The 13528-nt window shown below is 60.8% G+C and carries 12 protein-coding genes; 4 read left to right on the top strand and 8 right to left on the bottom strand.

The annotated features are described in order from the left end of the window. Positions 1-34 precede the first annotated feature (34 nt). From EI545_RS17750 to EI545_RS17770, 5 genes are all read right to left on the bottom strand, one after another. A complete protein-coding gene (locus tag EI545_RS17750; protein ID WP_125326697.1) occupies positions 35-3391 on the bottom strand; it encodes a G8 domain-containing protein in 3357 nt (1118 codons plus the stop codon). A 123-nt stretch (positions 3392-3514) separates the two neighbouring features. Further along, positions 3515-4090, bottom strand: a complete 576-nt coding sequence (locus EI545_RS17755; RefSeq protein ID WP_342776554.1) for a sugar transferase — start codon at positions 4088-4090, stop codon at positions 3515-3517. A 660-nt stretch (positions 4091-4750) separates the two neighbouring features. Further along, positions 4751-5338 carry an isopropylmalate isomerase gene (locus tag EI545_RS17760; RefSeq protein WP_125326699.1) on the bottom strand — a complete coding sequence of 196 codons (588 nt, stop codon included), beginning with the start codon at positions 5336-5338 and terminating at the stop codon, positions 4751-4753. A 15-nt stretch (positions 5339-5353) separates the two neighbouring features. Continuing rightward, a complete protein-coding gene (locus EI545_RS17765) occupies positions 5354-6793 on the bottom strand; it encodes a mannose-1-phosphate guanylyltransferase/mannose-6-phosphate isomerase (RefSeq protein ID WP_125326700.1) in 1440 nt (479 codons plus the stop codon). Positions 6794-7028: 235 nt separating this feature from the next. Continuing rightward, positions 7029-7838 carry a polysaccharide deacetylase family protein gene (locus EI545_RS17770; protein ID WP_164517335.1) on the bottom strand — a complete coding sequence of 270 codons (810 nt, stop codon included), beginning with the start codon at positions 7836-7838 and terminating at the stop codon, positions 7029-7031. A 272-nt stretch (positions 7839-8110) separates the two neighbouring features. On the opposite strand from EI545_RS17770, the gene EI545_RS17775 reads away from it, so the two are divergent. Beyond that, a complete protein-coding gene (locus EI545_RS17775; RefSeq protein WP_125326702.1) occupies positions 8111-8500 on the top strand; it encodes an antitoxin Xre-like helix-turn-helix domain-containing protein in 390 nt (129 codons plus the stop codon). After that, on the top strand, positions 8497-9186 hold the full coding sequence (locus tag EI545_RS17780) for an RES family NAD+ phosphorylase (protein WP_125326703.1): 690 nt from the start codon (positions 8497-8499) through the stop codon (positions 9184-9186). The genes EI545_RS17775 and EI545_RS17780 overlap by 4 nt, the downstream gene beginning before the upstream one ends. Positions 9187-9337: 151 nt before the next feature. On the opposite strand, the gene EI545_RS17785 is transcribed toward EI545_RS17780, so the two are convergent. Together EI545_RS17785 and EI545_RS17790 are read right to left on the bottom strand one after the other, a co-directional pair. Then, complete coding sequence (locus EI545_RS17785; protein WP_125326704.1) at positions 9338-9637, bottom strand: Atu4866 domain-containing protein; 300 nt, start codon at positions 9635-9637, stop codon at positions 9338-9340. A gap of 8 nt (positions 9638-9645) precedes the next feature. Beyond that, positions 9646-10368 (bottom strand): SDR family oxidoreductase, encoded by a 723-nt coding sequence (locus EI545_RS17790; protein WP_125326705.1) that lies wholly within the window; start codon positions 10366-10368, stop codon positions 9646-9648. A gap of 115 nt (positions 10369-10483) precedes the next feature. Between EI545_RS17790 and EI545_RS17795 the strand changes: the two genes are divergently transcribed. After that, entirely contained in the window at positions 10484-11368 is an 885-nt protein-coding gene (locus EI545_RS17795; RefSeq protein WP_125326706.1) for a LysR substrate-binding domain-containing protein, read from the top strand. A gap of 103 nt (positions 11369-11471) precedes the next feature. On the opposite strand, the gene bla is transcribed toward EI545_RS17795, so the two are convergent. Further along, positions 11472-12356 carry a class A beta-lactamase gene (bla, locus tag EI545_RS17800; protein ID WP_164517336.1) on the bottom strand — a complete coding sequence of 295 codons (885 nt, stop codon included), beginning with the start codon at positions 12354-12356 and terminating at the stop codon, positions 11472-11474. 192 nt (positions 12357-12548) lie between these two features. Here bla and EI545_RS17805 point away from each other — a divergent pair, with 192 nt between their 5' ends. Further along, complete coding sequence (locus EI545_RS17805; protein ID WP_125326707.1) at positions 12549-13439, top strand: LysR family transcriptional regulator; 891 nt, start codon at positions 12549-12551, stop codon at positions 13437-13439. Positions 13440-13528 lie beyond the last annotated feature (89 nt).

A 13528-nucleotide genomic window follows, 5' to 3' on the forward strand; every position in this document is an offset into this window, starting at 1 on the left:
ACCTTCAACCATCGACCCTGTCGCACGAAAGAAGTCATGGTTCAACCACCGTAATCCGAACTGTTGCGGGCGCATAGTTTCCCTTGCTGTCCGCGGCCCAGTAGGTGAAGGCGTCGGTGCCGACACGGCCCGGGTTCGGGCGGTAAACCAGGCTGCCATCGGTCCCGCTTGCCAGATCGCCATGGCGCGGATCGGTCGTACCCTCCAGCGTCAGCGGATCGCCATCAGGATCGCCGTCATTCTTCAGCGGTTCAATGACCACTGGCGCGCCGAGGTTGGTCACGATGATGTCGTCCTGGGCAACCGGTGGCGCGTTGTCAGGATCAAGGGTTCCGCGGTGCACCGCCCCCCAGGACTGCAGTTCGGACTCCGGGATGTTCAGTATGACAGGCACGCTGTACTTGTGGACCGCGCCTGTCGCGCGGTCAGTCGACAGGTCGGGTATCAGGGCCACTCTTCGGCCGCTTGCATCGGTAAAATACCCTGTGGACCGCAAAAGATCAGGCACATCCCACCGATTGATCGTCTGTGGATCTCCGGGATGTTGTCGGGTGGAGCGACCAATGGAATCGCTCCTGTCCATCCACAATTGCAGATCTTCGTTTGCGCCGATTTCAATCGGCTGCAGTATCGGCTCGACCCCGTCTTGCAACAACTGATCAGATGTCAAAAGCTGATATCGGATCTGTGATGAACTCCGGATGACTTCGGGCACATCCACGGCCACCACATCAATCAGATCTACTCCCACTTCCTCTTCGGTAACGGGAAACGTAAAACCCTGTTCAATCCTGATCCCGACGGGAAAGCGTTCAAGCCGGACTTTGTTCACGACGACGTCAAAAGAATTTGTTCCAACGTTCACGCCCACATCGGGGGCAAAGAAACCCTGCTCGGCAGCTGCGATCAGATCCAGATTCATCAAGGTGTAGTGCCCACTGTAACTGATATCGACGCCCTTCGCGGTTTCCCAGTTCAGGAAACCGTCAAGGACCGACCAGACATCATGGCCCTGAACCGTACTTGCCTTGATCACCATGAGTCCGATTTCAGTGCCGAAGGCTTCGTTGTCGCGGAAGCCCTGGATTGGTGGTGAAGAGGGCTCGAGCGTCGCCCTGCCGTAGGCAATCTCTGGATGGTGAAGGGTGGACTTCACTGGCCCGCTTGGGGCCGAGCGGTGCATCCAGACAAAGCCATGCGTCGTATTGGCCGCGACATTCTCTGCCGCTTCGACCAGTCGACCAGCGAAGAAGAACCCGTCACCGGATCGGCCATTGTCATGGCGTTCCGCCCCGGACTTTGCAGCCTCTTCACCCTTGTCGAAACCCGTTGCCCGGATCGCAATGTTACGCAGCCAGATGCCCGTTTCATTCCCATCCTCGGCGGCAAATGCAGCCCCAAACACGTCAAACGCCACGTTGTCGATGAAATCCGCGTGTGAGGAGTGATGCACATACCCCCACCCAGGGGAGCCAATGACCGAGTTTCCGACCACCATCGCCGGGGCTTCCTGGTTTGCCATGCCGGTCTTGTGCAGGTGGAGTGAGTATCGGCCCTTGATGTTGCTGTCTGGCATGACCTTGTCCAGGGCGGACAGGTCGAACGCAGCGCGCGACTTGTCCGTGCGGCCAAGGTGATCGAATGCGGCATATCGGACGTCCACCGCGTCACTGTGCATGAACATGACATGCCCACGCGTCGACAAGGGCGTTTCCGCTCCGCCAAGGCTGGCAAATCGGATGGTGCGTGTGACGTTCGCCACATAGGGTGCTAGGTCGGCGCGCGGTGGATGGTGGTTGAACAGCAAGGGCTGGTCGATCGTCACCCGGTTCCCCTCCAGCGCCGTGATCGTCACGATCTCATCTTCGCTGAGGTGGTGAATGACCGCCCTTGCCGTGTTGTCCCATGCCCAGCCGCGCTTGCGCGTTCCCGTAACCACGATTGTATCCCCGACACGCCAGCCTTCCGGGGCCTTCTCGAGAAGAAGCTGGGTATCGCCACGACTTGGGGAGTCCCCTGTTTTGAGGAAGGTTGTCTTGGGTGCCCCATGGATTTCGACTGATCCATGCGAAATCACGCCACGCGACAGCAGAAGAGGATCCCACTCCAAATCGATGGCGCCGGTCCCTGCAATCAGGATGTCGACCTTTACCTGCGGCTCGATCGGCTGCTGGGCGGTGCCGATCTGCAGCCGGCCACCAGGGGCGATGACCAGCGTATCGATGACCATGCGGCTGTCACGGTCGGTGGCAAAGGTCAGGTCCCCATCAATGCGAAGCGAAAACAGGGGGTCATCGGCCACTTCGTCGTAGGTGACCGTGACGCCCTCTGGGATCAAGACCTTGGCGTCTGCGCCGGGTATCTGGCCAGACTGCCACGTTGCGGTGGAAAACCAGCTGCCATTTTCGACTGCAACATGGGTGGCGTCTTCCAAAGGCACGAGCGCCATCAAGGCGGCATGTTCCCGGGCCATGGCGGGGTTGTCGGCATATGCGACGGGACTGTCGCCGGTTCCGGCCTTTGCCGGGGGCGCGCTTGAACCGGCCCCTTCTTTCGAAGGCTCATACGTCGTGGACACATTGTCCGGCTGTTCGGTGAACTCTGCCAGCACAAGGTCAGGCTCAGCATCGGGCCGCATGCGCACAGGGGAAAGCGAAGACCGTGAAAGCGGCATGGGGTCCACCGCGCCGCCACACAGGTCGCCGGGCTGGAAGAGGCCCAGGTCAACGCCTTCTGGCTGCATCTGCGCCAGCGCAGGGTTCGGCACCAGTTGGGTGAGGGCAAGCGCGAACGCGGGCCACCTCAAGGTGGAAATGCCTGACTTAGTTTCATCGTAAGCGCGCCCAACTTTCGCCATAAGCGAGTCGGAGCATCGAGTAATCAATCCAAGAAGGATGTGGAAAAGATGCTTGCGGCGATTGTAGTCCTCTCCATCCTTTCCGGCTTTGTCGGGGTTGGTGCCACGCAGATGCTGGACATGCCGCTCTGGGCTGGGGTTCTTGCCTATCCCGTCGCTGGTTGTGTCGGCCTTATTGCCACAGCCGCAGTGTTGGCCCGCAGCACGCAGACTGTCTCTCGTGCCGCGATGGAACCTGTCCCGGCAGCGATTTTGTGCACGCCTCAGCAACAATAAGGTCATCCCCAGACCATTGTTCGGCAAGTTTTCGCTAACACTTGCGCGATAGGGTAAGCCGAGTTCCGCCTGACAGCAAAAACGGTTCGACGTTGCACCTTGATTGGTTGAATGATCAACTTTTAGATGATTACGGTGCAGAACGTGCCTGCTTTCCGGAATCCAGACCGTTCCGCTTGGGGAAGATGAGATGATCCTTGGGCTGCTTATTGCTGCGATTGTCTTAGGCGCCGCTGCATCTGTGGTGCTCTTCGCCATGTCTTCACCTTTGTGGGTCGTTCTGATTGCCTATCCGCTCACCGGCACTTGCGTGATGTTGTTTGGAATGGTGGCAATCAGTCTGTGCAATCGTACAAAGTCGGCTGCCGTGCTAGCGCAGCCTCACTTCCCGGTGCAGCGGAACACGACACCGACTGTTGCAACAAGCACTTTGACGTCGGTCACGAACGACAACTCGCGATCATAGGCTGCATCAAACTCGGCACGCTGGGCAAAGGTCGATGCGTTCCGGTCAGAAATCTGCCACAGGCCCGTCACGCCGGGGCGCAGCAGGAAATAGGCGTGGCCAGGATATAGCGGCTTTTGTTCCGGCATCATCGGCCGGGGGCCAACCAGGCTCATGTCGCCAACAAGGACGTTCCAAAGCTGCGGCAGCTCGTCCAGCGAAGATTTGCGCAGCATCCTCCCCAGCGGGGTGATCCGGGGGTCACACTCAAGCTTCTGGAAGGTGTCCCACTCTTGCTTCGCCTTTTCGTCGCTTTCCAGATGATCCTTCAACCGCTTGTCGGCATTCGGAACCATGCTGCGAAGCTTCCACATCGTGAAGGTCAACCCGCCCCGTCCGACGCGTTCTTGCCGGTAAAACGGTGAATGGCCCTGCGCGGCAATCAGGGCTGCCAAGCAAAGCACGGTTGGCAGGACGATCGGCAGCGCGATGAGAACCAGCAACACATCCATGCAGCGCTTGAAAAACCGACGATAGAAGTGGTCACGATACGAAACGTCCCAACGCTCTTTGTCAGCTGTGATCGGCTGAACCAAATCATGAGAGCCAAAATCAGGGCGAATTACCATCTACTAGACCTCCACAGAGATGTATCGGACATGCCAAAAGAGGCCGCAGCCCGACGAAAAATCATGCTCAAACACGCGTCGACAGCCATCCCCCAGCGTCGATCAGCATGGCAGGACCTTACCACCAGAAAAAAAACGCTCGCAATCGCCCCAGGAATCCGCAGGATCGTAAAAATGGTTATTTGTCATTGGCTTACACGCTATGGTTGATCGTTGTGGACCAGTTTGGCCACTGTGCAGCGTCAAGATCTGACCGGCCAAGTGGCAGACAAAAAATGGCAAAATCGCCATAAATGCCCATTTCCCGCCAGAATTCTAACCTCTAGAACCCGGTCCGCTGCCCATGCACGAGCCTGCGCGTGCGATTGGAAGCGTGATGCCATGACATTTCCGTGTCGCCATTGTCGGGCTGCAGGAAACTGTGAATTCTTCGTTAATGCCTCGCAAGCTAGTTAAATGGGCAAAATCTTGTCCTCTGAGGGCTGGATTCACGGATATGTGGGGCAAAAGTGATTCGATCAGCGCCCCTACAACGCCACGAAGTCAGGGCCGATCAGGGCGCTGCTGCCGACCCGCGCGGATGCTCGCCAGCCAGATGAGGAGCGGTCCAGGAAGCTCGAGCACCCAATTCAGACGCAGGCCCAAGACCCGCGTATCGATCAGGATGTCGACATGGTGAAAGCTGGCGGCTCGGATCGCGACAAACGTGCAGACAAGGCCAAGGCCAAGAATGGGAAGACCGGTTCGGGCAAAGGTGCCACGCATGAGCAACCCACCGGCAAGGAAGCCCAAGGCCCCTGCCGCGGCAACGGCAAGGATGAATACGCGCTGCATCATCCTGCGGTTTTCATACCAGCCTTGATCCACTGCAACGCAGCGCGCGACCGATGTCAGCAAGGATTGCAGATCAAGCTGCTTGTTCGCGGCAAGCAACACCAGCGCGACGGCGCAAAACCACCAGAACAGTTGTTCGCGCCTACGCGTCCGTGCCGGAAAGGGCCCGTAACGGGCGGTCACTGCGCAGCTGAATGCCGCGACCAGATAGACGGCTACGGTCAGCCAGCCCATGACATGGTTGTCACCGATCCCCGGGCTCCACGGGCTGAAGGCACAAGGGAACATGCTGCTCACTGCGGGCCTTTCTGGTCAGCCCTTCGCGCCTTCGGCTCGCGCATAGACATCTTCGTAGCGGATGATGTCGTCCTCGCCCAGATATGACCCGGTCTGAATCTCGATCAGCACCACGGGAACCTTGCCCGGATTGGCAAGCCTGTGCACAGCGCCCAAGGGCACATAGATCGACTGGTTTTCGGTCAGCAGTTGCACACTGTCGCCGACCGTGACCTGTGCCGTACCAGAAACGACGACCCAGTGTTCGGCCCGATGGACATGGCTTTGCAGACTGAGCGCGGCACCGGGGCGCACGACGATCCGCTTGACCTGAAACCTGTCGGCAAGGATCAACGTCTCGAACCAGCCCCAAGGACGATGGTCGCGCGGAAACACTTCGGCCTGACGGACGGCGTTCGACTTCATGCTGGCGACGGCATCCTTGACCTCTTGCGCACGGGACCGGTCGGCAACCAGAACCGCATCAGCCATGGCGACAACGACAAGGTCCGTCAGCCCGATGCCAACCAGATGGACTCCCTCGGCGTCGGACCGCAGCAGGCTGCCGACACAGTCGATCTGGGTCACAGCACCATGCGTGATGGTCGAGCTGTCTTCCTCGGCGGTCTCACGCCAGACGGCGTTCCAGTCCCCCAGATCCGACCAAGCGGCATCGTAGGGCACAACTTCAAGATTCTTCGCATGTTCCATGACGGCGTAATCGATTGAAACACTGCGGGCCTCGGCCCACGCATCCGGTGCAAGACGCAAGAAGCCAAGATCAACCCGCGCCGCCCTGACGGCCTCGGACACCGGGGCCATCAGATCTGCCGCGTGGGTTTCAAAGGCATCGAGCAGGGTCGCGGCTGACGCGAGAAAGATCCCGGAGTTCCAAAGATACCTGCCCTCGGCCAGCATCTCGGCCGCTCGGTCCGCCTTTGGCTTCTCGACAAACCGGACAAGCGGTTGCGGCAAGCCGTCCTGCGGGTCTGTCGTCAGTTCCAGCCAGCCATAACCGGTCTCAGGCCGATCCGGGCGGATCCCGAACGTCACGATCTTGCCAGCCTGCGCCCGTGGCACGCCCCTTGCCACGGCATCACGGAACGCTGCGGCATCGGGAATGGCGTGGTCGGTCGGCATGACGAGAACCAGCGCTTCTGGGTCACTTGCAGCAAGGGTCAGGACCGCCGCCAGAACCGCCGGGCCAGTGTTGCGGGCATCAGGTTCGATCAGGACAGCAGCCGGATCAATGAAGACTTCGCCAAGCTGCTCGGCAACGATAAAGCGGAACTCGGCGTTGGTCACAATCACGGGCGGGGCGGCATCGACAAAGGTCGCCATGCGGATGGCTGCGGCCTGAAACAGGGTATTTGCACCGCTGAACGGCACGAACTGCTTTGGAAACCCCCGGCGCGATAGCGGCCAAAGCCGGGTGCCGGAGCCACCGCACAGCAGAACGGGGTAAAGTTTTGCCATAGGCTTCTAGTTCTCCGCGGATCGACGGGCACGCCATACGGTGCGTCTGGCGCTAGTCTTGCGGGAAGACTTCGACAATGCAAGCAGCGCCCGCTTCAGCCACCGCCACGAATTTTCCGAAGTGAAACAGTTGCGTGGCGGAAGCGGCATTTGAAAGCATGCCATGCAAGGTTTCGCCTTGCGCGTGTATGTGCTGGCCTAATTGTCGCTGCGAATGCGTGGCCGTTAGTCCACGTTACCGCAAGCTTGCAACCGCCGATGTCAGGTCGAACCGTTCCTTCCGCAGTCGGCTGAGCAAATCCGCCGTGATCCGCAAGGTCTTTTCGTTGTCGTCATGCAGCAGAAGGATGTCCCGTCTGCGAACCGCCTTCGTCACGAAGTCTGAAATCTCGGCCGCCGACAGGTGCCGCCGTCGTCCCCATTCGCCGCCTTCGACCGACCAAAGCATCATGCGATGTCCGGTGGCTTTGGCAGCCCCCCAGGTCTTGGTATTCAATTCGCCACGCGGCGGACGGAAGTGATGTGTCGTTTGCCCGGCAGCACCCTGCAATACCGCCGAGCAGCGTTCGATGTCTTCGGCCACTTGCGCCCGGCTGTAGCGTCCGCCCGCGCAGGTGTCGAGGTGCGTGTAGGTGTGGTTCGCGATCACATGTCCACGGTCATGACAGGCCCGCACCAGATCGGGGTGGCGCTCGGCGCGCGCTCCGATCATGAAGAATACCGCACGCGCGTCGAATTCATCCAGCAGGTCAAGGATCCGCGGCGTGTAGTCGGGATGAGGTCCGTCATCGAAGGTCAGAAGCAGGTCCCCGGGCATCTTGGCGGGCATGTGAAAATCGGCAATGCGGTTGTCGATGGCAGCGCGAAATGCACGCTTGCCAGCACGGCCGAGCTTTACAGTGACATCGGTCAAAAGCGTCTTCATCGGCACCCAAAGCAGAGCCAAACAAAATCTAAAATTCTGTAACCAACCGTCGCCCGGCCAGTGGTCGGCTAGAGTGCCGTCATTTTTCTTAACGATCAAGTTTCTTAACGAACAAGCCAATCGCGCATCCGGACACGTTCGGAACCAGTTGCGGCGGCCAGCCCCCGTCATTGACTGGCTGCGCCACGACATAGACCGTATCGCTTTGTTATGGTGCCTCTTTCTGCCGTCTGGTCGGCCCATGACGGTCAACCATCAGCCTGCGCTGGAAGAATTCGTTGGCGCTTGCGATCGGTCCGGTTTGTCCGCGAGATCCCACGTTAGATCAAATGGACTTGATTTTCGGGTCATTTGGACTTATCTTTTGCCGAGACACTGCAAGGGAACGCCCCATGGAACCCCTCGTCCTTGACCGCGTGACGCCGGACCGGCAGGCGGTCGCCCTCAAGGCCTTTGCGCGCATCGCTGACGCGTGGTCGCTGACAACCCATCAGGCTGCAGCTTTGGCCGACATGTCCGACTCGACCTGGAAGCGTGCGAAAAAGCTTGGGTATGCTGGCGATCTGACGCGCGACCAGCAACTGCGCCTCAGCGCACTTGTCGGGCTCTACAAGTCGCTGGAACTCTATTTCAGTACCCCCCTTGCGCGTGACTGGGTCAGGCTGGCCAATGCCGGACCGGAATTTGACGGCGCGCGGCCCATCGACGCGATGATCGCGGGTGGGTTGCCCAAGATCCTGCGCGTGCGGGCCTATGTTGATGCGCTCCGGGGCGGCGTGTGAAGATCGCCCCGATCAATGACAGGGCCCTTGTCAGGCTGATCCCCGAAACGCGCCACAAGCCACCGGTACTGCGCGGACTGGTCGACACCGACGAGGAGGCCGCAGTCCTTGCCGAAATCGAGGGCGAGACGAGCGCCCGCCTGATTGCCGAACGCGAGGGCAGCCCTGCGCTTGACCGCCGGGAACTGGCCTTTGCCCGCCGCGCACGCGACCTGCAGCTTTACGGACAAACCCACATCAACGCCGCTTTTGCCTACACGCGAGCGACTGGCAACCGCTTCAACGCCGGCGACCGGGGTGCGTGGTACTGCGCGTGGCACGTCCTGACCAGCGCGGCTGAGGTTGGGTTTCACCGGACGCGAGAGCTTGGGTATATCGGACGGTTTGAGGATGAGGCGCGCTACGTCGAACTGCTCGCCGACTTCATCGGCGATTTTCCCGATCTGCACGGTCTTGCGCATCCCGCCCTCAACCCGGATCCGGACATTGGCTACCCGGCCGGGCAAGCTTTGGCAGCCAATCTGCGGGGCCAGGGGCATCGCGGCCTGATCTACCCATCGGTGCGCCACCCTGAAGGCCGCTGCTTTGTTGCCTTCGATCCCGGCATCATTCAAAATGTCCGTCCCGGTGCAAGCTGGACCCTGGTCTGGCGCGGCACGCCGGACTTCGCGGTTGAGGGCGCTTAGCGGCAGGGTGCATGTACGGCCGGGCCGCGGTCACGCTGAGATGTTCATCAGGTTCATGACGCCAGTCAGGCGTTGCGTCGGCCTCCCTCACGGAGGGAGCGCCGACCAGTGCCAACTTGAGCTTAAGGAAAGTTTGCCGGCGCGCCTTAGGTTACTGCCGATACAAAATCATGCCGGCATGATGCAGCACGTCGGGCTCAACAAAATCTCCGTCGGCGGTAAAGCCGGTGTCGTCCCAGTATTCGATATGCGTGCCGGTAACTTCATAGCGGCCTTCGTAGGCGCGCTCCTGATCCCCGCGGGCCTCAACGTAGCGGCCGTTCGGCAGCAGTTCGTGCCGGATGCGCCCGTCTTCGGTGACCCACATCCCGACATAGGGGTGCGGGGCCTCACCCCGGGCGACGTCCGCGCAGATGGCCATAAGGGCGGCGGTAAGCATGGTTGATTTCATGGTAGACCTCAATTTGCAGATGCGGTGGGACGGATGGTGACCTCGGTCGTGTCGACGCTTGCCGGGGCGTCGATCAACTGGCGCACGACACGGGCGATGTCGGCGGGTTTCAGCGCGATAGCGCGGTATTCACCCATCAACGCCCGCGTTTGTTCGTGGGTGATGCTGGAGGCGAGTTCGCTCTCCACCACGCCGGGATTGACGCAGGTGACACGGATTGTGCTGGTTTCCTGGCGCAGCGCGTCCGATATCGCGCGAACCGCGAACTTGGTGCCGCAATACACGGCCGCCGTCGGCACGGCCTGCAGCGCGCCGATCGAGCCGATGTTGATGATCTGGCCTTCACCTTGCCGTTCCATGACTGGCAGGACGGCGCCGATCCCCCATAGGATACCCTTGATATTCACATCCACCATCCGCTCCCATTCATCGAATTTAAGGGCGGACATGGGGGAAAGGGGCATGACGCCGGCATTGTTCACCAGCACGTCGATGCGGCCCCACAAGTTGAGCGCTGTCTGCGCAAACTCTTGCATGGAGCAAATGTCGGTGACGTCGAGTGACCACGTCGCGACCTCGGCACCCTTGCCGCGCAGGTCCTGCGCGATTGCTTCCAGCCGATCCGTGCGCCGCGCGCCCATCAAGACCTTCGCTCCCCGGGACGCAAGCTCACGGGCGATGCCTTCACCGATGCCGCTGGAGGCTCCGGTGATCAGAATGACCTTGTCCATGACTTTCTCCTTTTCAGCCTGTCTGTACGGCGCAACATGGACGCGGGCCGCCGTAAACGGTATTGCTCAGATGTTGGACTGGGTGGTTAGCCATGCTTTACAATGGAGGCGCCGGATGGACCTGAACTTGCTGCCGCTTCTGCTCGCTGTCGCTGAGGAGCGGAACTTCCGCGCTGCCGCGGACCGGCTTGGCGTCACGCGATCCGCCGTCAGCCAAGGCGTCCGTCGGCTGGAAGATGCCGTGGGTTTGCAACTGGTCATGCGGACGACCCGCGCGGTTCGTCTGACGGAAGCTGGGGAGAGGCTGGTGGACAGCCTGCGCGCGCCACTGGGCGCGGTTCAGGACGCGCTTGAGGTGAACACGGACGCCCCCAGTGGCAGGCTGCGGCTGGCCGTCACCTCCATCGCCGAAGACTTCCTGGCTGGGCCCTTGCTGGCGCGCTTTGCGCAGGCGCACCCCAAGGTCACAGTCGACGTGACGGTGACAGATGACGAGCTGGATATTGTCGAACATGGCTACGACGCGGGTGTCCGCCTTGGCGAGGTGATCGAGCAGGACATGATCGCCGTGCCCGTCAGTGGTCTGCAAACCGAAGTGGCAGCGGCTTCACCGGGCTACATTGCGCAACATGGCACACCGGATCATCCGAAGGACCTGCTGGGTCATCGCTGCATCGGGTGGCGGCCCGGTCCCAATACTGCGCCGAGGAGATGGGAATTCGAGGAGGACGGCAAGCCTTTCGACGTCATGGTTGATCCGCAAGTCACGACCAACGATCTGCGTCTGATGTTGCGTGTGGCGCTTGCGGGGGGCGGCATAACCTTCGCACCGCGGGACTGCATGCGCGATCATTTCGACAGTGGCGCGCTGGTCCCGCTGCTGGAGGATTATCTTCCACCATTCGCGGGCTTCTATCTCTATTTTCCGCAGCGCAAGCACATGGCGCCCAAGCTGCGGGCGCTGGTCGACCACGTTCGCCAGTGGCGCTTCGCAAGTTGATCAACGTGCTGCCCCTCCGATGGGGAGCACATCGGTCAACTGTTTGGCATGATGGGCGACTATTGAGGATGGCCGCGCCAAGTCTGGCACGGCCACCACGGCTTTATCGGCTTGCCACGACCGCCATTGCGGCTTCGGACAACGCGATCACCGCAGCGTTGCGGGTGTCGAAATCAGCATCGGCATCCGAGAGGAAGATCGCGACGAAATAGGGGTCCCGATCCGGCGGCGTGACCATCGCTACGATGTTGCGATTGAAGTTGCCACTGCCCGATCTGTCAGCGACATGCCAGCCCTCTGGAGTGCTGGCCCGGATCAGGGCGCCAGTGACGCCGCCGTCGCTCATCCAGTCGACCAGTTGGGTCCGTGATTGCGGTGTCAGCGCGTCACCCGTCAGCAGCATCTCCATGGTCGAGACCATCGCAGCGGGCGTGGTCGTATCGCGCGGGTCGTCAGGTGCGAAGGTGTTCACCTCGGGTTCGCGGCGGTCCAGCCGGCTTATCGGATCGCCCATCTCGCGCAGGAACGCGGTCACGCTTTCTGGTCCGCCAATCCGGTCGATGAGTAGGTTCGTCGCCGTATTGTCGCTCATGTCGAGCGCGGCCTGACACAACGCGCCGACACTCATCGTGTTGCCGACCATCGTTTCGGTGACCGGCGCATATTCAAGGATATCGCTTGCCTCGATCGCAATCCGTTCTTCAAGGTCGATGTCGCCTTCGTCGACACGATGCAGAACTGCGCCGCACAACATGGTCTTGAAGGTGCTGTTCATGAGGAAACGTTCGTCAGCGCGCTGGCTGACCGACCAATCCGAACCGCTGTCGCGGATCACAAGCCCGACGCGTGCGTTCAGGTCCTGTTCGATGCGGTCGATGGTTTCAGCAAGGCGCAGCTCCGGGTCTTGGGCAAAGGCAGGTGCGCCAGCCAGCAGTCCGAGGGAAAGCCCGGCAGCCAGGAAAGGCAGCGTAGCGGCGTGAGTAATCATGGGGTCATCCTGATCTGTTTCGATGGCGCGCCATCCCAATCCGCCGCCTGCTTGAGGCGGGGGATGTCGAGCGGCCATCAAGGGTTGGAACATACGAGACATCAGTTGATGTCACGCTGCACCCATTAACTTGCAGCTTTACGCCCATCAAACGACAAAGTATCACCCTTGGCATTAGCTGGAGTAATACCTATGGATCGCCCGGACCTGCCGCTGAACGGGCTCCGCGTGTTCGAGGCCGCCTACAGGCAAGGCAGTTTCACGCGCGCCGCCATCGAGTTGCGCGTCACCCAAGCCGCTGTCAGCCATCAGGTCGCAAGGCTTGAGGATCGGCTTGGCGTCGCCCTGTTCGTGCGCGCATCCGGCGGCTTGGTGCCGACCGATGAGGGAAGAGCCCTCTACCCGGTATTGGAACACGGGTTCGACGCGATGGCGCGGACGCTTGACCGGATCACCGGACATCGCCACATCGAGACGTTGAAGATCGGTGTTGTCACGACCTTTGCCGTCGGCTGGCTCATGCCGCGCCTGCCCGAGTTCCGGCGGACCCACCCGGCAATTGTCCTCCGCATCTCGACAAACAACAACCGCGTCGAGATCCTGCGTGAAGGGCTCGACATGGCGATCCGTTATGGGACCGGTTCATGGACCGGGCTTGAGGCTGACCTGCTGCTCGATGCTCCGCTCGCGCCGCTGTGTGCGCCGTCGATTGCGAAGCATCTGACGAACCCGGAGACTCTTGGCCGTGAAGTCCTGCTGCGTAGCTATCGCAGTGACGAATGGCCCCGCTGGTTCGCTGAGGCGGGGGCATCTTGTCCACCCCTCACCGGCCCGATGTTCGACTCGTCACTGGCCATGGCTGACATCGCGTCAGAAGGCGCCGGGGTGGCCCTCCTCCCGGTGGACATGTTCGCGCGGCGCATTGCAGACGGGCGGCTGGTTCAGCCGTTCTCCACCGTGCTGTCTGCGGGTAGCTACTTCCTGACATGGCCTGCGGACCGGCCGCCTACACCCGCCATGGTGGATTTCAGAAGATGGTTGCGGGCTGTATCGGCAGGGTCAACCTCCCACGCCTCCGACTAGCCTTTGTCAGCGCGCCGGGCCGCCCGCGTGCTGACCCCTTGCGCATACTGTCACTAAGTGACATATAGACCAGATGTCACTTAGTGACA

This window comes from Tabrizicola piscis (genome assembly GCF_003940805.1).
GTDB lineage: Bacteria > Pseudomonadota > Alphaproteobacteria > Rhodobacterales > Rhodobacteraceae > Tabrizicola > Tabrizicola piscis.